Genomic DNA, 18,575 nt, shown 5'->3' on the forward strand with positions numbered 1-18,575 from the left:
GGCATGCGGCTGGCCATGGGCCACATCGACGAGCTCGACGACACAGTGCTGGCGTTCGCCCGGCAGCTGGGGCTGAGCAGCGTCCAGTTCCACACGCCGAGCAACCTGAGCGGCGAGCACGGCTACTGGGAGGTGGACGAGCTCGTTGCACTGCGCCGGCGGTGCGAGGACGCGGGCCTGCGGGTCGAGGGCATCGAGAACGTGCCGCTCTGGCACTGGGACAAGGTGCTGTTCGGCCGGCCGGGCCGCGAGGCCCAGCTGGCCAACTACTGCCGGACGATCCGCAATCTGGCCGCGGCCGGCATCACTGTGCTCGGGCACCACTTCCTGCCTGGCTACGTGTGGCGCACGGACCTGCGCGCCGCCGGCCGCGGCGGGGCGCTGGTCACGGCGTTCGACGCGGACCGCGTCGACGAGGGCAATGCGCTCGCCGCCTACAAGCTGACCCCGTCGGCGACCGGTGCCGAGCCGATCGCCGCCGAGCAATTGTGGGACCACTATCGGGTCTTCCTGGAGACCGTGCTCCCGGTCGCCGAGGAGGCCGGCGTGCGGCTGGCGTTGCACCCGGACGACCCACCCGTCGACCGGCCGCTCGGCGGCATCGCCCGGATCCTGTCCAGCCCGGAGGGACTCGAGCGCGCACACGAGCTGTCCGGCGGCAGCCCGGCCTGGGGACTGAACCTCTGCCTGGGCAGCGTGTCGGAGCTGGCCGGTCACGAGAGCGTCGACCGGGTCATCGACTACTTCGGACCGCGCGGGAAGATCTTCTACGTGCACTTCCGCGACGTGCGCGGCACCGTGCCGCGGTTCGAGGAGTGCTTCCTCGGCGAGGGCAACCTCGACCCGGCGGCGGTCCTCAGGCGGCTCGCCGCCGTCGGCTTCGACGGGTTCATCATCGACGACCATGTTCCGGCCATGGTGGGCGACGCCGACACGTGGGGCGACACCTCGCCGGCCGCGTACTGCAGCCGGGGCCGCGCCCACGCGATCGGCTACCTGCAGGGCGTCCTGAACGCGCTTGGGACCGCGCCGGCGGAGGTGTGAATGACCGAGCTCGTCGTCGTCGGGACGTTCACCGCCGCCGCCGGCGGCCGGGGCGCCGGAATCCACGGGTTTGCGCGCGACGCGCGGACCGGTGACCTGCGCGAGCTCGCCCCGCCCGTGCCGGCCGACGAGCCGAGCTTCCTCGCCGGCAGTGCGGACGGCCGATTCCTCTACGCGGTCGACGGGTGGGATGCCGGCGGCGTCCGGACGCTCGCGATCACGCCGTCGGGTGCCTTGCAGGATCTCGGCGTGCGGCCGGCGGGCGGCGCCGTCCCGTGTCACCTCACGGTGTCGCCGGACGGCGGGTTCGTCCTCGTGGCGCACTACGGCTCCGGCTCCGTCAGCGTCCACCGGGTGAACGCCGGCGGCCGCCTCGCCGAGCGCACCGACCTGGTCTCGTTCGAGGGGTCGGGGTCGGTCCGGGGCCGTCAGGACGCTCCCCATGCCCACCACGTGTCGACGGGTCCGGACGGCACGGTCCGGGTCACCGACCTCGGCGCCGACGCGATTCGCGCCTTCACCCTCGACCATGGGCGGCTCCGCCCGGGGCCCGTGACGGCGACCCGGCCGGGCAGCGGACCGCGCCATCTCGCCACCCATCCCGACGGCCGGCTGTTCGTCGCGAACGAGCTCGACGCGACGGTGAGCATGTACCGGGTGGCCGGCTCGGGAGAGCTGCGGGAGGAGGCCACGGTGGCATCGACCGTCTCGCCGGGCCGGAATCGCACCTACCCGAGCGAGCTGGCCGTCTCACCCGATGGCCGGTTCCTGTACGTCGCCAACCGCGGCGCCGACACCGTCACCACCTTCGGCGCCGCCGGCGTCGCCGTCGAGCCGCTGTCGGAGACACCCGTCGAGGGTGAATGGCCGCGCCACCTGGCGCTGATCGGCGATCACCTGTACGTCGCCAACGAACGGTCGCACACGGTCGCGATCTTCGCGGTCGACGCCCGCACCGGCGTGCCGTCGTTCACCGGCCGCGCGGCGGACGTGGCGAGCCCGGCCTGCGTCGTCGCTGTGCAGGGCACGCGGGTGGCCGGGCCGTGACCGCCGCGGCACCGCTCTCGCGGGCGGCGCTCGCCGCGCGCGGCGTCGACCTGCCCGAGCCCGAGATCCGCATGGTCCACCTGGGCGTCGGCGCGTTCCACCGGGCCCATCAGGCCTGGTACACGGCGCACGCGGCCGAGCCGGGGGAGTGGGGCATCCTGGGGTTCACCGGCCGTTCGCGGGAGACGGCCGACCGGCTCACGTCCCAGGACGGGCTGTACACCCTGGTCGAGCGCGGGCCGGACGGCGACCGGTTCGAGGTCATCGGCAGCATCGCGCGGGCCGAGCCGGGCGAGCGGGTCGACGAGCTCGCCGCGGCGCTGGGGCGTGCGCGGACGGCCGTCGTCACCCTCACCATCACCGAAGCCGGATACCGGCTGGGCGGCGACGGCACGCCGGACCGGACCGATCCCGCCGTCGCCGCTGACCTGCGCCTGCTCGGCGAGGCGATCCCCGCGGGCGCCGATCCGGCCGCGCTGCGGCCGGTGACCGTGCTGGGCCGCCTGGTTGCCGGCCTGGAGGCGCGCCGCCGGACCGGGGCCGGGCCGATCGCGCTGGTGTCCTGCGACAACCTGCCCGACAACGCCGGGCTGCTGGCCGGCGCGATCGGAACGTTCGCCGACGCGGCGTCGGCGGAGCTGGCCCGCTGGGTGTCGCGTGAGGTGGCCTACGTGGCGACGTCGGTCGACCGGATCACGCCGCGCAGCGAGCCGAGCCTCTCGGAGGCGGTCCGTGACGCGACCGGCTGGCTGGACGTCGCGCCGGTCGTCACCGAGCCGTTCTCGGACTGGGTACTCGCCGGCGAGTTCCCGGCCGGGCGGCCCGCCTGGGAGGAGGCCGCGGCCCGGTTCGTGGCCCGGATCGAACCCTGGGAACTGCGCAAGCTCTGGCTGCTCAACGGCGCCCATTCCCTGCTGTCGTTCGCCGGGCCGCTGCGCGGCTGCCGGACGGTGGCCGACGCGATCGCCGACCCGTGGTGCCGGCGGGCGGTGGAGCGGTTGTGGGCGGACGGCGTCCGCCAGCTCCCGTCCGGGCTCGACCTCGACCGCTACCGGGTGCAGCTGATGGCGCGATTCGAGAACCCGCGCATCGCGCACCGGCTCGACCAGATCGCGATCGACGGGCTCACCAAGGTGCGGCTGCGGGTGGTCCCGGTGGCGCGCCGCGAGCTGGCCACCGGCGGTAACGCCCTCGGCTGCGCTCAGGCGCTCGGCGCCTGGGTCGCGTCGACCCTGGCCGGGACCGTCGAACCGGGCGCGACGATCGGGGACCTGCTCGGCCGGGTGGACGCCGACCTGGCCCGCGACGGGCGGTTCGCCGCCCGGGTCGAGTCGGCCGTACGCACGCTCCTCGACCGGCCGCTCGTGTGACCGCGTGGCCGACCTCTGAAGCGGAGGAGGCGTCGTGACGGGACCGAGTCCAGGCTGGGCGACGTCTCGCCGTACCAGTTCGGGTTCGGCTTCTCGATGATCGCGACGTCGGGCTGGACCTCGTCGATGAAGTAGGGCCCGCCCGACCACTCGGGGACGTTGTTCGTCAGCCCCTCGTTGAAGCTGGTCGCCAGTCCCTCCGGGGTCGCGAGGTCGCCGTACGTGGCCGCCACATGTGCCGGCAGCAGGATCGAGAACAGCGTCTGCCACGGCGCGTACGGCGTCTCGAACACGACGGTGACGGTCAGAGGCTGGCGTTACATACTCGTGGTAGCACCCCTGGATGGTCGGCGATATGCGATCAATTGTCGCCATTGCGTGATTCAGGGATGTGTCGGCAATGATCTTCACCACGTGTTCACCGATGAGTCAAGATCCACTTGGCGAATATCGCCATCGACTCGCTGTCAGCGGAGCGTGCCGAGGACGGAGAGCAGTTGCAGCTTCTCGTAGCTCTCGCTGCCGGGAACGGCGGTGTAGACGAGCAGGAAGTGCGACTGGTCCTGGTCGTACAGCGTCTGGCAGTGCAGGTCCAGCCGGCCGACCTCGGGGTGGACGAAGCGCTTGGCGTCGCTGGGGCGGACACCGATCTCGTGCTCGTTCCAGAGACCGCGGAACTCTTCGCTCCGCGCGAGGAGGAGGTCCGCGTACTGCGCCGCCCTGGAGCCGGGGCCGCGGAGCGTGACCACCTGGCGCAGGCCGGAGGCGTAAGAGCGCGACAGCAGTGAGTGGTCCTCCGGCGCGTACAGGTCGCGGGTCGAGGGGTCGGTGAACCAGCGGTAGCCGATGCTGCGCGCCGGGCCGGTGTACTGGGTCCGGTCGCCGGTGAGTGCGACGCCGAGCGGGGTCTGGCGCAGCGTCTCGCCGAGCTCCGTGACGATCTCCGCGGGAGTGTCGTGCAGGCGGTCGAGGATGCGCAGCAGGCCGGGGCCGATGTGCTCGCCGGACGGGCCCCGGACCGGCGGGTGGTGACCGGCCAGCCGGAACAGATGGTCGCGTTCGTCGAGGGAGAGGTGCAGGCCCTGCGCGATCGAGGCGATCATCTGCTCCGACGGTTGCGGCCCCTGCTCGCGTTCCAGCCGCGCGTAGTAGTCGGTCGACATGTGGCAGAGGGCGGCCACTTCCTCGCGTCGTAGCCCGCTGGTCCGGCGCCGCCGGCCGCGCGGAAGGCCGACGTCCTCGGGCTGCAGCGACTCGCGGCGGTGCCGGAGGAACGCCGCCAGTCCCGGCCGGTCGATGAGCATGCGTGTCCTTCTCTCGTGATGTGGACCTTTCTACCGGCTGCGCGGCGCCGGAACCACGGATCGTCGATCAGTGGATCAGGAGGCCCTTCATCCGCGCGCGGCGAGGTCGCAGCCTGAACGCAGGCCGATCCGCGGCGGACCCGCCGCGAAACGAAGGAGACCACCCATGGCTCGGACCATCGACATCGACATCCCCGATCAGACCGGCAGGCTCGCCGTCGTCACCGGAGCCAGCGACGGCATCGGGTTCGTCATCGCCACCCGGCTCGCCGCGGCGGGCGCGGAGGTGATCATGCCGGTGCGCAACCCCGCCAAGGGCGCGGACGCCGCCGACCGGATCCGCGGTCTCGTTCCGGGCGCGACGATCGTCACCCGGGCCCTCGACCTGTCCTCGCTCGAGTCGGTGGCGGGCCTCGCCGATCACCTGGTGGGCGACGGCCGTCCGATCCACCTCCTCGTCAACAACGCCGGCGTGATGACCCCGCCCAGCCGGCAGCTCACCAAGGACGGGTTCGAGCTGCAGTTCGGCACCAACCACCTCGGCCACTTCGCGCTGACCCTGGGACTCCTGCCGTTGCTGCGGCAGGGCCGGGCGAGGGTCACGCACCAGACGAGCGTCGCCGCCCGCAGCGGCGCGATCAACTGGGGCGACCTGAACTGGGAACGCGGCTACGACGCGATGAAGGCCTACCGGCAGTCGAAGATCGCCGTGGGCCTGTTCGCCCGCGAGCTCGACCAGCGCAGCGCCGTGGCGGGGTGGGGCGTCACCAGCAACCTGTCCCACCCCGGGGTCTCTCCGACGAACCTGCTCTCCGCTCAGCCCGGCATGGGGCGGCAGAAGGACACCGGCTCGGTCCGCATGATCCGGGTGCTCTCGCGCCTGGGCCTGGCGGGTACGCCGGACACCGCCGCGCTGCCGGCACTGCTGGCCGCGACCGGCCCGGCCGCGCGGGGGAGCGAGTTCTACGGTCCCAGGCGACGCGGCGACATGAGCGGCCCGCCCGCCCGTCGGGACCTGTGGGAGCCGCTGCGCAGCATGGACGACGCCCGCCGGCTCTGGGAGGTCTCCGAGGGCCTGGTCGGCGTGCGGTTCCCGGTCTGAGGCGTGCCCAGGCTCCGTCACGGGGGAGCCCGGGCACGCGCTCCTGGACCAGCCGCGGCCTCAGCGTGGTTCGCGCCGAGCGGCTGGTGGCAGGGAGGGCCCCTGGCCGCCGGGGGCGTCCTGGTACCAGTAGGCCGTCGTGCAGACGTCGTCGGCGCGTTCGAACAGCAGGCCCCCGCGGTCGCCGATCTGCTGGAGGGTGACCCGCAGGCCGGTGCCGAACCGGATCGGGTCGGGCAGGTGCCAGCGGTACATGCCGTGGCTGGGCGGCATCGTCGTGTCGTACGGCGAGATGGCGGTCTCGTCCTCGACCAGGCGCTGGTGGTAGCCCAGATAGGCGGTGCTGAAGGTCTGGCTCCGCGGCACCGGGACGGCGCCGAGGTGGTCCTGGAACGCCCATGCCCCGCCGACGTAGTCCTCCAGGCCGGTGCCGCAGATCGTCGGCAGGCTCTCGTCGTCGTCGATGAAGAACTTCAGCTCGCCCTCGCCCCACCAGAACCGCTCGAGCGCGGTGACGCCGATGTAGGTGCCGACGTAGGCGCCGCGCCCGCTGACGTCGTCGAGCACGACGTGGTCGGTGCCGCGCGGCACGTCCGGCCCGGTCCGCCGCCACTGCGCGTGCAGGTAGCCGAGGTCGTCCTCCAGCGCGTCGCCGAGGGAGTAGGAGACCTGGTAGAACACCCCCTCGATCGGGCCGGCGTGCTCGTTGCGCAGCTCGATCCGCGCGGCCCGCCGGAACGGCATCGGCAGATAGCAGTTGAAGCCGCCGTTGGGCGCGACCACCATCGGCGCGGAGTACACCGGCGACGCGGTGGCGAACCCGCTGAGGAAGAAGTCGCCGAACGGGACCTCGACGGCGGGCGCGTCGGCGTCGTCCCAGGTGATCCGCAGGACGAGGTCGCGCAGCACGTACGGGCCGGCGGCGGTGGCCCGCGGCAGCGTGAACCAGAGATGCCGGATGACGCCCGGCCCGTCGATCGCCGCGATCGTCGCCGTCTCGCCGGCGCCGATCGTGATGCACGGCCGGCCCTTGCGTCCGGGACCCAGCCGCGAGGCGGCGGCGCCACCGGCGCCGGGCGCACCGGTGGGGTTCTCCGCGCTGATGGATCGGCTCCGGGTGCGGTCCAGGCGGGCGTAGGCGGGCAGATCGAGAGACACAGGCGAGCTCCAGAAGGTCGGTACGGCGGCCGGAGCGCTCACTTGACGGCCCCGGCGGTGACTCCGCGCGTGAGGGTGCGCTGGAAGAGGAAGAAGAAGACCAGCGTCGGCAGCAGCGACAGCAGTGACGCCGCGGCCAGCTGGGTGACGTCGAGGGTGTTCTGTCCCTTGAGGGCGGCCAGCGCGATCGGGATCGTCTGCGCGTCCGGCGTGATGAGCATGATCATCGGGATGAAGAACTCGTTCCACGTCCAGACGAAGAAGAACACCAGCAGCACCGACATGGTCGGCCGCAGCACCGGCGCGACGATGCGGGTGAGGATCACCCAGCGGTTCGCGCCGTCGACGCGGGCGGCCTCGAGCAGCTCCGCCGGGAACGTGCCGAGCACCGAGCTGAGCAGGTAGGTGCCGAAGGCCGCCTGCAGCACGATGAAGATGATCACGACCGACCAGACCGAGTTCTGCAGCCCGACGGCCTGCGCACCGGTGAACAGCGGGTAGATCAGCGCCTCCTGCGGCAGGATCGTCGCCATCAGCAGGACGAACACCACCCAGGTCCGCCCGCGCACGCGGCCGATCCCGATGGCGTAGGCGCTGAGCATCGACACCGCCACGCCCACGACGGCCACGACGCCGGCGATCAGCACGGAGTTCGTCAGCAGCCGCGGGTAATCGACGCTGCCGAGGTAGCGGTCGAACGCCGAGAACGTCCACGGCTCGGGCAACGCGAGCGGGCCGCGCTGCGAGTAGTCCGCGCCGGTCTTGAACGCGTTGCTGACCAGCAGGTAGAACGGCACCAGCATCACCACGGCGACCAGCGCCGCGACGATCAGCAGCGCCCACCGCCGGGTGGTCAGCAGCGCCACGACGCGCCGGTCGCGACGTCGCCGGGTGCTCATCGCTCCTCCATCGAACGCGCCTGCCAGAAGATCAGCCCCGCCGCGACCAGCCCGATGACGATCGCCAGCGTGGTCGCCGAGGCCGCGCCGTAGCCGACCCGGGACAGCTCGAAGAAGTTCCGGTACGAGAAGTACGACGGGACGTACGTCGAGCTCTCGGGGCCGCCTTTGGTGAGGATCAGGATCGGCGCGAACAGCTTCATCGCCCCGATCGTGGCGGTGAGCACGACGACGTAGATGTCGGTGCGGATGTGCGGGACGGTGATCGCCCGGAACCGGCGCCACCAGCCGGCGCCGTCGAGCTCGGCCGCCTCGTGGAGCTCCGGTTCGACCCGCTGCAGCGCGGACATGAAGATCACGACCGGGTAGCCGATCTGCAGCCAGATCAGCATGATCATGACCGAGCGCAGCGCGATGTCCGGGTCGCCGAGCCAGTCCGGGCCGCCGGCGATCCCGAGCGCCCGCAGCGTCGAGTTCAGCGCGCCGTCGCGGGTCTCCAGGATCCACGCCCACACGACGCCGGCCACGGCGATGGGCAGGATCTGCGGGAGGTAGTAGCTGGCCCGCAGCACCGAGGCGACCCGCGGCCCGAACAACCGGCCGAGGTAGTCGAACAGCAGCGCGGCCAGGAGCAGCCCGATCAGCGTCGGCACGACGGCGATCGCGACGATCAGGTAGAGCGTGTTGCCGAACGAGCTCCAGAAGACGTCGTCGCGCAGCAGCTCGCGGTAGTTGTCCAGGCCGACCCAGGTCCTGGGCGCCGCGCCGCCCTTCCAGTCGAAGAAGCTGTAGTACAGGTTCATCGCGAAGGGCACGAGGACGATCGCGCCGAAGCCGATCCCGATGGGTACCAGATACGCCCAGTAGGTCACCGGGCGGCGCCGGCGACCCGCCTCGGTGACAGGCGCGGTGGCGGGCGCGGTGGAGATCAAGGTCATGGCTGCTCCGGTTCGGCGCCCGGACCCGCGGCGGCGCGGGTCCGGGCGGAGATGGTCAGGACTGGCTGCCGGAGTCGTAGAACTCCTGCATGTCCGCCAGGAACGAGGCGGCGTCCGTCGAGCCGTTGGCCAGCGCCTGCAGCCCGCTCATCTGGAAGTCGAGCAGGCCGGGCACCGGATAGTCGGGGTAGAACGAGAGCGCGTCGCGCTCGCGGATGGCGTCGAACTGCTCGTTCAGCTCCCGCATGCGCGGGTCCTCGATCGACGCGGTGTCGCCGGCCACGGGGATGCCGCCGAGCGCGGCGATCTCGTTCTGCACCTCGGGCGAGAGCGTGGTCTCGATCCAGTCGTAGGCCAGGTCCTTGTTCTTCGCGTTGGCCGGCACCGACCACAGGTGGCCCGACGCCCCGGCGTTGAGCGCGGACTCGGGGAAGGCGAAGGTGCCCCACTCGAAGCTCGCCTCCTCGCTGACCCGGGCGAACGACCAGGTGCCGTTGGCCATGAACGGGAACTCGCCGGCGATGAACGCCCGCTCCATCTCGTCGGCCTTGATCCCCGCGAGCTGCGTGCCGAGGTAGCCGGCCTCGATCCAGTCCTGCAGGTGCTGGGTGCCCTCGAGGAACGCGCCGGAGGTCACGTCGGGCTCGCCGTCGACGAAGATGAAGTCGTCGATGGCCGGCCGGTCCGCGACGGCCGAGATCAGCTGCCACCAGGTCTGCAGGACGGCGTGCTCGCCGGCGTTGCTGGACACCGGCGTGACGCCGTCGGCGAGGAAGGCGTCGAACATCGCCTCCAGCTCCGCCATCGTCTCCGGCGGGCCGTCGAAGCCGTGCTCGGCGAGCAGGTCGGCGTTGTAGTAGAAGGTGAAGAACGACGCGACGTTCGGCACGCCGTACCAGTCGCCCGAGCCGGCGTGGCCGGTCTCGTCGTAGACGGCCAGCGACCGGACCGAGCCGGTGATGCGCTCGTCCCACCCGCGCTCCTCGACGACGTCGGTCAGCGGGTCGATCAGGCCCTGGGCGGCCAGCTGGCCGCCGTCGGCGTTGCCGGTGTTCACCAGCATGACGTCCGGCACGTCGTCGCCGGTGAGCAGGATCTTCGCGTTCGACCGGATCGAGTCGAAGCTGGTGCTGGCGAACTCGACCTCGACGTCGGGATGCTCCTCCCGGAAGATCTCCAGCGCGCGCTGCCACCCCCGGTACTGCGCCGTCGAGGTGGTCTCGTACTGCAGGATCGTGAACGTCTCGTCGTCGGATCCAGAACCCGAACAGGCGGTGAGGCCCGCGGCGAGAGCGAGCACAGCCGCTCCTGCCGCCATCCGTTGCCTCGTCTTCGTCACAGCGTCCTCCCACGTCGTCTCTGACCGTTCGAACGTTGGCGCCCGCCGTGACCCGGCCGCCAGCGGTGGTAACGCTACCTTTCGGATTGTGGCGCGTCCAGCAGGATGTTCGTAGCACTACGGTCACGCCTTGGTAACGTGACCTCAGAATTGGAGGAGGGTCTTGTGGCGACGATCAACGACGTGGCCCGGCTGGCCGGCGTCAGCCCCATGACGGCATCGCGCGTCGTCAACGGGACCGGCAACGTCCGCCCGGAGTCGCGCGAGAAGGTGCTGCGGGCGGTCGAGGCGCTCGGCTACACCCGCAACTATGCCGCGTCCGCGCTGCGCCGTCGCGGCACGCCCACCTGGACCGTCGGCCTCGTCCTCGAGGACGTCGCCAACCCCTATCAGGCGCAGCTGCACCGCCAGATCGAGGACGCCGTGCGTGAGCGCGGCTCGCTCGTGCTCGCGGCCAGCACCGACGAGGACCCGCGGCGCATGAGCGACCTCATCCTGGAGCTCCGGTCACGCCAGGTCGACGGCCTCGTTGTCGCGCCGCCGCCGGGCGACCAGTCGTACCTGGCGGCGGGGCAGCGTCAGGGCATCCCGCTCGTCCTCGTCGACCGGCCGGCCGTCGGCATCGCCGCGCCGGCCGTGCTGTCCGACGGCAGGCGCGGCACCCGCGACGCCGTCGGCCATCTCGTCGCGCACGGACACCGCCGCATCGCCTACATCACCGACCTGCGCTCGGCGACGATGCGCGAGCGGCACGCCGGCTTCCTCGACGGGCTGCGCGAGCACGGGCTGGCTCCCGACGACGCGCTGGTGCGCACCGACGTCGAGGCGCCCGAGCTCGCCGCCGCGACCGTCCGCGAGCTGCTTGCGCTCCCGGAACCGCCCAGCGCGCTGATCACCGGCCGCGACGGCACCACCGTCGGCGCGGTCCGGGGGCTGCACGCCGCCGGCGCCCAGCACCGGGTGGCGATGGTCGGCTTCGACGACGTCGAGCTCGCCGACCTCCTCGAGCCCGGCCTGACGGTCGTCGCCCAGGATCCCGCGGCGGTCGGCCGCAACGCCGCGCAACTGCTGCTGCGGCAGCTCGCCGATCCGGCCACGCCGGTCGAGGGTGTCCGGGTCCCGACGACGCTCATCCCGCGCGGCTCCGGCGAGCTCCCGGCGCCGGGCTGATCGCCGCTCTTGGGCCGGGGCGGCGACGGCAGTTGCCGCGTCGGCCCGCGGTGGTGCAATGGGCCGTTGTGCTGCGGTGGCCGTCCCCCTGCTGCCCATTTTCTTAGCCGGGCCGGCGCGCCTCAAGTCCGCGGCCTCTGCTGGTCATTGGGTGTTTGTGGTTGGGGGCGCGGACTTGACCCGCGCCGTCCCGGCCAAGAACGGGCAGCTATCAGGGGGACGGGGGGAGTGTGGCGACGGGCCGTCGGAGCTCCCGCGTGGTCCGTTTGGGGTTTGGGTGCCACACGCTGGCCGGAGAGGGAGCGAACGTGGCCCGGGAAACCGGCGGACGCCCGGGAAACCGGCAGACGCCCTGGATCCGGCGGATGCCCCGGAATCCGGCGGACAACGTCCCGATCTGGCTCGCGAACGTCGGTTTCCGGGGCATCCGCCGGTTTCCCGGGCGTCGGAAGATCACCTGGGTGGGGTCGTATCGGCCGGCGCGACGGCGCCGGCTGATTGCCGTCACGTTTTCCCTTGCGTTGCGCCCGGGGCACCCACTATGGTCCCGTTTAATCGCTTAACCACTTAAGCGCTTAAACGGACGGGAACGATGACGGACTCGATCTTCTTCAGGCCGGCCCGGGGATGGGTGGGCGATGTCATCCCGCTGCATCACGAGGGTGAGTACTGGCTGTTCTACCTGCACGATCGTCGCGATCCGGCGCAGCCGGGGACGGCGTGGAACCTGGTGCGCACGCGGGACTTCGTGGAGTACGAGGACGCCGGCGTCGCGCTGCCGCACGGTGACGCGTCGAGCCAGGACCTGAACGCGTACACGGGCAGCGTCGTGGCCGACGGCGGCCGTCATCACCTCTTCTACACCGGCTACAACCCCGCCTTCACCGACGAGGCGACCGGGACGCCGCTCCAGGTGGTCATGCACGCGGTGAGCGACGACGGGATGCGCAGCTGGACGAAGCTGCCGGAGGACACCTTCGGCGCACCCGGCGCGGGCTACGAGCCGGGGGACTGGCGCGACCCGTTCGTCTTCCGCACGTCGCCCGGCGAGCCGTGGCGGATGCTGCTGGCGGCCCGCCGCGACAGCGGGCCCGAGCGGCGGCGCGGGCTGATCGCCGAGTGCCGCTCGGACGACCTGCGGTCGTGGACGACGGTGGAGCCGTTCTGGGACCCGTCGCTCTACGTCGCGCACGAGTGCCCGGACGTGTTCCGGATCGGCGACTGGTGGTACCTCGTGTACTCGGAGTTCTCCGACCGCTTCTGCACGCGGTACCGGATGGCGCGGACGCCGGACGGTCCGTGGCAGGCGCCCGCACACGACGCGCTCGACGGCCGCGCCTTCTACGCGGCCAAGACCGCGGGTGACGCGGGCCGGCGCTTCGCGTTCGGCTGGATCCCCAGCCGGGAGGACGAGCGCGACGACGGCGCCTGGCAGTGGGCCGGCGACCTCGCCGTCCACGAGCTCGTCCAGCAGCGGGACGGCACGCTCGCCGTCGCGCTGCCCGGCGAGGTCAGGGCCGCGTTCGCCCAGGAGACGCCGACGGTGTTCCGGCCCGTGCTCGGCACGTGGGCCGGCGACGGGCCGAGCTGGCGAGCCGAGGCGCCGGACGCGTACGCGGTGCTCGTCACCGACGACGACCTCCCGGACCAGTGCCTGGTCAGCGTCGTCGTCGACATCGCACCCGGCACGACGGAGTGCGGCGTCCTGCTGCGCACCTCGGCGGACGGCGACGAGGGTTACGTCGTGCGCCTGGAGCCGCGACGGCAGCGGATGGTGTTCGACCGCTGGCCCCGCCGCCGCACCGGGCCCATGCAGTGGCAGATCTCCGGCGACGTCCCGCACGCCGTCGAGCTGGAGCGTCCGTGCGACCTGCCGCCCGGCCGCCACGTGCTCGACATCGTGGTGGACGGCACGGCCTGCATCGCTTACCTGGACGGGCGCGTCGCGATGAGCGCCCGCAGCTACGACCGGCGCGGGGGCGGGCTCGGTCTATTCGTCGGCGAGGGCTCTGCGTCCTTCACCGGCATCACGGTCACTACCCGCACATGAGAACCCCAGGAGGTCCCTCATGAGGTCCATTCGCTTCGCCGCCGCGACCGCGGCGGCCATCGCCACGGCGCTGACACTGGCCGCCTGCGGGGGCGCTTCGTCGTCCTCCAACACCGACCCCGGCGACGTCGAGGGCGAGATCGAGCCGCGGGAGATCTCGTGGCTGCTGTCCCGGCCCGCCGACGGCGCCGTCATCGCGACGGTCGAGCAGATCGCCGCGGACTACGCCGAGCAGCATCCGGGCTTCTCGCTGAACCTGGTGACGACGCCCGACCGGCCCTCGTACCTGCAGAAGCTGGAGACGCTCGCCGCCGCGCGGGAGCTGCCGGAGCTGTTCGACTCCGACGCCACGCCGTTCGCGGCCAAGCTGCGCGACCAGGACCTGATGGTCGACGTCGAGGCCCTGCTCGAGGAGCTGGACCTGCGCGACGACTACCGGCCGCTCGCGCTGGACTACCAGCGCTTCGACGACGGCGGGCTGTACCTGCTGCCGTTCGAGTTCGAGATCGAGGTGTTCTGGTACAACCGCGCGCTGTTCGAGCAGGCCGGCGTCGAGGTCCCCGCCACGCTGGACGACATGGTCGGCCTGTGCGGCCCGCTGCGTGATGCGGGCGTCGTGCCGATCGCCGTCGACGGCCAGGACCAGTGGCCGCTGGAGCGCTATCTGGCGTACTACCCGTTCCGGCTTGCCGGGCCCGACTACGTCACCGAGCTCAAGCGGGGCGAGGCGGCCCTGAGCGACCCGCCGGGCCGGGCCGCGGCGGAGTGGATCGAGGCGCTGGGCGCGGCGGGCTGCTTCCCCGACGGGTTCTCCTCGCAGGGCTACACCGACGCCCGCGACCTGTTCACCACCGGCCGCGCCGCCGTCTACAACATGGGCACGTGGGAGCTGTCGGCGCTGACCAGCCCGGACCTCCCGGCCGACGTCAGGGACAACATCGGCTACTTCACGCTGCCGACGGCGGACGGCGCGGTGACCGAGGACAACGAGTACGTCGTGGTCTCCGGTATCGGGATGGCGATCAACGCGCAGACGTTCGACCCGCTGGTGAAGGACTTCGTGACCTACCTGCTCCAGGAGTACCCGGCGCGGTACGCCGCCACGGGCCGGTTCTCGCCGACGATCGGCCAGGAGACACCGGTGCCTGAAGGCGCGTCGCCGCTGTTCACCGAGGTGGCGGCGGAGATCGAGAACCTCGGCGACCGGGTGGCGATGCCGTGGGACACCCAGCTGGACCCGACGTCGAACACGCGGCTGCAGCAGGAACTCACGCTGCTGGCCCAGGGCGACATCACCGCCGACCAGTTCATCGAGACCGTCGACGCGACCATCGCCGACAACGCGCCGCGCTACTTCGGCGACTGACCGGAGGCTCGAGCATGCTGCCCAGCCGCTCCAGGACGTCGGTCCTGGTCTTCCTCCTCCCGCCGCTGCTGCTGTACCTGGTGGCGGTGGTGGCGCCCGTCGGGCAGTCGCTGTTCCTCAGCTTCTTCCGGTGGGACGGCATCACCGACATGCAGTTCGTCGGCCTTGACAACTACACCCGGATGCTGACCGGCGACGACGTGTTCTGGCGGGCGTTCGGCAACGCCCTGGGCTACCTCGCCATCAGCCTGTTCTTCCAGCTCGGCGTCGCGCTGCTGCTGGCGAACCTGCTGACGTACGTGCGCCGCGGCAAGGAGGTGGTGAAGACGCTGTACCTGCTGCCGGCCATCGTGTCGACGGTCGCGATCGGCTTCCTGTTCCAGCGCGTCTACTCCTTCGAGCCAACCGGGTTCGTCAACCAGGTGCTGCAGGCCGTCGGGCTGGACGGCCTCGCCCGGCCCTGGCTGTCGGACGTGAACACCGTGCTGGCCGCGGTGTCGGTGCCCGAGGGGTGGCGGTTCACCGGCCTGTACATGCTGATCCTGTACGCGGCCATCCTGGCAGTGCCGGCGGAGCTGGAGGAGGCGGCCAAGCTCGACGGCGCGTCGGCGTGGAAGGTCTTCCGGCACGTCCGCTTCCCGTACATCCGGCCGGTCTGGATCACCACGACGATCATGGCGGCCACCTACAGCCTGCGCGGGTTCGACATCCCGTACCTGCTCACCAACGGCGGGCCCGGCCAGGCGTCGGAGCTGCTCACCACGTACATGTACAAGACGGCCTTCACCAGCACCGACTTCGGTTATGCGAGCACCATCTCGGTGTTCATCGTGGTCGAGTGTGTGGCCGCGGTCGCGCTGATCGTCGGGCTGCTGCGCCGGCGGGGAGGTGTGCTGCTGTGACCCTGCTCGACACCCACCGCCCCTCGCCCGTCCGCCCCGCGTCCGGCGGCCGGCCGCCGCGACGGCTCGCCGTCGCCAGGCGCCTGACGACGGTGCTGGTCGCCGTCATCGTCGCGGTCCAGGTCTACCCGCTGCTGTGGATCTTCCTCGCCAGCGTCCGCCCGGCCCAGGAGTTCGCGGCCGGCAACCCGTTCGCGCTGCCGTCGTCGATCACCCTGGAGAACTTCACCCGGGCGTTCGAGCTGGCCGACCTGCCGCGGTACATCGTCAACAGCCTGATCGTCACGCTGGCCTCCAACGTGCTGATCGTGGCGCTGGGCATGATGGCGGCGTACGCGATCCAGGTGCTGGGCTTCCGGTTCAGCCGCGGCGTCCTCGCCCTGTTCCTCGTCGGGATCATCGTGCCGGTGCAGGTGGCCCTGGTGCCGCTGTTCATCAACTACTCGCGCGTCGGCCTGCTGGACACCTACCAGTCGATGATCCTGCCGCTGGTCGGGTTCGCGCTGCCGATCTCGGTGTACCTGTTCACGTCGTTCTTCCAGTACATCCCGCGGGAGACGTACGAGGCGGCGTCGCTGGACGGAGCGGGGCCGTACCGGGTCTTCTTCCGCATCACTGCGCCGCTGTCGGTGAACACCGTCGTCACCGTGGTGTTCGTGAACAGCATCTTCATCTGGAACGACTTCGTCTTCGCCAACACGTTCGTGCTGTCCGAGGAGCTCAAGACGATCCCGCTCGGCCTGCAGAACTACATCGGGGCCATGGGCGCGACGGACTGGTCGGCGACGTTCGCCGCCGTCTGCGTCACCGTGACGCCGTTGCTGCTCGTCTTCCTCGTGCTGAACCGCGCGATCATCTACGGCCTGGAGAGCGGCGCCACCAAGGGATAGGAGGACGATGATCGACCGGGACGAGAGGAGCGGGGACGGATGACGAGCAGACGGCGCCGCGGCGAGCGCAGGGTCACCATCGAGGACGTCGCCCGCGCCGCCGGCGTGTCGTCGGCCACGGTGTCCTTCGTCGTCAACGACAAGCCCGGGGTGCGGCTGACCGACGGCACCAAGGAACGCGTCTGGCGGGCCGTCGAGGAGCTGGGCTACCGGCCGAACGCGATGGCCCAGACGCTCAGCCGCGGCCGGTCCAGCTTCATCGGACTGGTCGCCGACGCCATCGCGACGACGCCGTTCGCCGGCCAGATCATCCGCGGCGCCCAGGACGAGGCGTGGCGGCACGGATACGTCCTGCTGGTCGCGAACACCGAGGGCGTGGGCGACGTCGAGGCCAACGCGCTGGCGATGATGCACGAGCACCGGGTCACCGGCGTCCTCTACTCGACGTGGTACCACCGCAAGGTCGAGCCGCCGGCCGGCCTCGGCGAGCTGTCGCACGTCCTGGTCGACTGCTACGCCGACGACCCCGACGTGCCCGCCGTCGTGCCCGACGAGGTCCAGGGCGGGCGCCTGGCCACCACGGTCCTGCTCGACCGCGGGCACCGGCGCATCGCGTTCATCACCTCCACCGAACCGGCGCCGGCGACGTTCGGGCGCCTCGCGGGCTACGAGGGCGCCCTGACCGACCGGGGCCTGACGCTCGACCCGGACCTGGTGGTCGCGGTCCACCCCGAGCAGGAGGGCGGCTACACGGCCGCGGCCACGCTGCTCGATCGGCCCGATCCGCCCACCGCGGTGTTCTGCTACAACGACCGCGTCGCGATGGGCCTCTACGACGCCCTGCGTGAGCGCGGCCTGTCGGTGCCCGGCGACGTCGCCGTCGTCGGCTTCGACAACCAGGAGGTCATCGCCGGACACCTCCGGCCGCCGCTGTCGACCGTCGCGCTGCCGCACTACGAGCTCGGCGTCGAGGGCGTGCGCATGCTGCTGGCCCTGCGGGCCGGCGAGCTGGAGCCGCCGATGCGCCGCCTGATCACCTGCCCGCCCGTCATGCGCAGCTCGGTGTGACCGGCCCCGTGCTCGTGGTCGGTGAGGCGCTCATCGACCTGGTGCGCCGGCGGGACGCAGGCGCGGCGGAGCACCCCGGCGGCAGCCCCGCGAACGTGGCGCTGACGCTGGGCCGGCTGGGCTGGGACGCGCGGCTGGCGACGTGGATCGGCGCGGACGCGCGGGGTGCGGCGATCCGGTCCTGGCTGGCGGAGTCGGGTGTCCGGCTCGTGCCGGGCAGCGACGGCGCGGCGCGCACGCCGGTGGCGACCGCGACGCTCGACGCGGCCGGCGCGGCGGCCTACGAGTTCGACCTGGAGTGGCGGCTGCCCGCGGACGTGCCGGTGGACGGCGTCGTCGCCGTGCACACCGGATCGATCGCCGCGGTGCTGGAGCCGGGCGGACCGGCGGTGGTCGAGCTGGTGCGCCGGGCCCGCCCGCACGCCACCGTCACGTACGACCCGAACCTGCGCCCGGCGCTGATGGGGGAGCCGGCGGCCGTGCGCGACCGGGTCGAGGCCTGCGTAGCGCTCGCCGACGTGGTCAAGGTCAGCGACGAGGACCTGGGCTGGCTGTTCCCCGGCGCCGACCCGATGGCCGTGGCGCGCCGGTGGCTCGCGGCCGGGCCGTCGGTGGTGGTGGTCACGTTCGGTGGCGACGGCGCCGCCGGCGTCGCCGCGAGCGGGCCGGTCCGGGTGACGGCGCCGCCGGTCGCGGTCGTCGACACCGTCGGCGCCGGCGACTCGTTCATGGGGGCGCTGATCCACGGGCTCGGGCGGGCCGGGCTCCTGGGCGCCGGCCGCCGCGACCGGCTGCGCGGCATCGACGGCGCGACGCTGACGTCCCTGCTGCAGCTCGGCGTCGACGTGGCCGCCGTGACCGTCGCCCGGCCCGGCGCCGACCCGCCGCGCCTGGCCGAGCTGCCGCCGTCGCCGTCCGTACCGTAGGA

At 72.0% G+C, this 18,575-nt stretch carries 16 protein-coding genes; 11 read left to right on the forward strand and 5 right to left on the reverse strand.

Annotation, left to right across the window (positions count from 1 at the left end; all coding sequences use genetic code 11):
* Positions 1-3 precede the first annotated feature (3 nt).
* Genes C1I92_RS01945 through C1I92_RS01955 form a run of 3 tightly spaced genes read left to right on the forward strand, consistent with a single transcriptional unit; the run spans position 4 to position 3,461 of the window.
* The gene (locus C1I92_RS01945) at positions 4-1,044 is read left to right on the forward strand and encodes a mannonate dehydratase (protein ID WP_233506823.1); all 1,041 of its coding nucleotides are present in this window, start codon (positions 4-6) and stop codon (positions 1,042-1,044) included.
* Positions 1,045-2,091, forward strand: a complete 1,047-nt coding sequence (locus tag C1I92_RS01950; protein ID WP_111252972.1) for a lactonase family protein — start codon at positions 1,045-1,047, stop codon at positions 2,089-2,091.
* On the forward strand, positions 2,088-3,461 hold the full coding sequence (locus C1I92_RS01955; protein WP_199520862.1) for a mannitol dehydrogenase family protein: 1,374 nt from the start codon (positions 2,088-2,090) through the stop codon (positions 3,459-3,461). The genes C1I92_RS01950 and C1I92_RS01955 overlap by 4 nt, the downstream gene beginning before the upstream one ends.
* A 467-nt stretch (positions 3,462-3,928) precedes the next feature.
* Here C1I92_RS01955 and C1I92_RS01960 read toward each other — a convergent pair whose 3' ends face one another.
* A complete protein-coding gene (locus C1I92_RS01960) occupies positions 3,929-4,765 on the reverse strand; it encodes a helix-turn-helix transcriptional regulator (RefSeq protein ID WP_111252973.1) in 837 nt (278 codons plus the stop codon).
* A 166-nt stretch (positions 4,766-4,931) separates the two neighbouring features.
* Between C1I92_RS01960 and C1I92_RS01965 the strand changes: the two genes are divergently transcribed.
* The gene (locus tag C1I92_RS01965) at positions 4,932-5,867 is read left to right on the forward strand and encodes an SDR family oxidoreductase (protein ID WP_111252974.1); all 936 of its coding nucleotides are present in this window, start codon (positions 4,932-4,934) and stop codon (positions 5,865-5,867) included.
* 60 nt (positions 5,868-5,927) lie between these two features.
* On the opposite strand, the gene C1I92_RS01970 is transcribed toward C1I92_RS01965, so the two are convergent.
* From C1I92_RS01970 to C1I92_RS01985, 4 genes are read right to left on the reverse strand one after another with little or no spacing between them, the layout of a single operon-like run.
* Positions 5,928-7,025: a glycoside hydrolase family 172 protein gene (locus C1I92_RS01970; protein ID WP_111252975.1), complete on the reverse strand. Its 1,098-nt coding sequence runs from the start codon at positions 7,023-7,025 to the stop codon at positions 5,928-5,930.
* Positions 7,026-7,063: 38 nt separating this feature from the next.
* On the reverse strand, positions 7,064-7,924 hold the full coding sequence (locus tag C1I92_RS01975; RefSeq protein ID WP_111252976.1) for a carbohydrate ABC transporter permease: 861 nt from the start codon (positions 7,922-7,924) through the stop codon (positions 7,064-7,066).
* Entirely contained in the window at positions 7,921-8,862 is a 942-nt protein-coding gene (locus C1I92_RS01980) for a carbohydrate ABC transporter permease (RefSeq protein WP_111252977.1), read from the reverse strand. The genes C1I92_RS01975 and C1I92_RS01980 overlap by 4 nt, the downstream gene beginning before the upstream one ends.
* A gap of 55 nt (positions 8,863-8,917) precedes the next feature.
* Positions 8,918-10,162 carry an ABC transporter substrate-binding protein gene (locus C1I92_RS01985; protein ID WP_199520863.1) on the reverse strand — a complete coding sequence of 415 codons (1,245 nt, stop codon included), beginning with the start codon at positions 10,160-10,162 and terminating at the stop codon, positions 8,918-8,920.
* Positions 10,163-10,366: 204 nt separating this feature from the next.
* On the opposite strand from C1I92_RS01985, the gene C1I92_RS01990 reads away from it, so the two are divergent.
* The 7 genes from C1I92_RS01990 (at position 10,367) to C1I92_RS02020 (ending at position 18,573) form a co-directional block, all read left to right on the forward strand.
* On the forward strand, positions 10,367-11,371 hold the full coding sequence (locus C1I92_RS01990; protein WP_199520864.1) for a LacI family DNA-binding transcriptional regulator: 1,005 nt from the start codon (positions 10,367-10,369) through the stop codon (positions 11,369-11,371).
* Positions 11,372-11,963: 592 nt separating this feature from the next.
* Positions 11,964-13,421, forward strand: a complete 1,458-nt coding sequence (locus C1I92_RS01995) for a family 43 glycosylhydrolase (protein WP_111252980.1) — start codon at positions 11,964-11,966, stop codon at positions 13,419-13,421.
* Positions 13,422-13,440: 19 nt separating this feature from the next.
* Positions 13,441-14,787 carry an ABC transporter substrate-binding protein gene (locus tag C1I92_RS02000; protein WP_111252981.1) on the forward strand — a complete coding sequence of 449 codons (1,347 nt, stop codon included), beginning with the start codon at positions 13,441-13,443 and terminating at the stop codon, positions 14,785-14,787.
* Positions 14,788-14,801: 14 nt separating this feature from the next.
* A complete protein-coding gene (locus C1I92_RS02005) occupies positions 14,802-15,689 on the forward strand; it encodes a carbohydrate ABC transporter permease (RefSeq protein ID WP_111252982.1) in 888 nt (295 codons plus the stop codon).
* A gap of 2 nt (positions 15,690-15,691) precedes the next feature.
* The gene (locus C1I92_RS02010) at positions 15,692-16,579 is read left to right on the forward strand and encodes a carbohydrate ABC transporter permease (RefSeq protein ID WP_369124065.1); all 888 of its coding nucleotides are present in this window, start codon (positions 15,692-15,694) and stop codon (positions 16,577-16,579) included.
* Positions 16,580-16,618: 39 nt separating this feature from the next.
* Complete coding sequence (locus C1I92_RS02015) at positions 16,619-17,647, forward strand: LacI family DNA-binding transcriptional regulator (protein WP_111252984.1); 1,029 nt, start codon at positions 16,619-16,621, stop codon at positions 17,645-17,647.
* Positions 17,644-18,573: a PfkB family carbohydrate kinase gene (locus tag C1I92_RS02020; RefSeq protein ID WP_111252985.1), complete on the forward strand. Its 930-nt coding sequence runs from the start codon at positions 17,644-17,646 to the stop codon at positions 18,571-18,573. Before C1I92_RS02015 ends, C1I92_RS02020 begins: the two co-directional genes overlap by 4 nt.
* The last annotated feature ends 2 nt before the right edge of the window (positions 18,574-18,575 follow it).

Origin of the sequence: Jiangella anatolica (genome assembly GCF_003236295.1) — a bacterium.
GTDB lineage: Bacteria > Actinomycetota > Actinomycetes > Jiangellales > Jiangellaceae > Jiangella > Jiangella anatolica.

Excerpts from the sequence above, each read along its gene's own strand:
- C1I92_RS02005 (WP_111252982.1), top strand. The coding sequence starts at position 14,802 with ATGCTGCCCAGCCGCTCCAGGACGTCGGTCCTGGTCTTCCTCCTCCCG.
- C1I92_RS01950 (WP_111252972.1), top strand. The coding sequence starts at position 1,045 with ATGACCGAGCTCGTCGTCGTCGGGACGTTCACCGCCGCCGCCGGCGGC.
- C1I92_RS01960 (WP_111252973.1), bottom strand. The coding sequence starts at position 4,765 with ATGCTCATCGACCGGCCGGGACTGGCGGCGTTCCTCCGGCACCGCCGC.
- C1I92_RS02000 (WP_111252981.1), top strand. The coding sequence starts at position 13,441 with ATGAGGTCCATTCGCTTCGCCGCCGCGACCGCGGCGGCCATCGCCACG.
- C1I92_RS02015 (WP_111252984.1), top strand. The coding sequence starts at position 16,619 with ATGACGAGCAGACGGCGCCGCGGCGAGCGCAGGGTCACCATCGAGGAC.
- C1I92_RS01995 (WP_111252980.1), top strand. The coding sequence starts at position 11,964 with ATGACGGACTCGATCTTCTTCAGGCCGGCCCGGGGATGGGTGGGCGAT.
- C1I92_RS01945 (WP_233506823.1), top strand. The coding sequence starts at position 4 with ATGCGGCTGGCCATGGGCCACATCGACGAGCTCGACGACACAGTGCTG.
- C1I92_RS01965 (WP_111252974.1), top strand. The coding sequence starts at position 4,932 with ATGGCTCGGACCATCGACATCGACATCCCCGATCAGACCGGCAGGCTC.
- C1I92_RS01975 (WP_111252976.1), bottom strand. The coding sequence starts at position 7,924 with ATGAGCACCCGGCGACGTCGCGACCGGCGCGTCGTGGCGCTGCTGACC.
- C1I92_RS01980 (WP_111252977.1), bottom strand. The coding sequence starts at position 8,862 with ATGACCTTGATCTCCACCGCGCCCGCCACCGCGCCTGTCACCGAGGCG.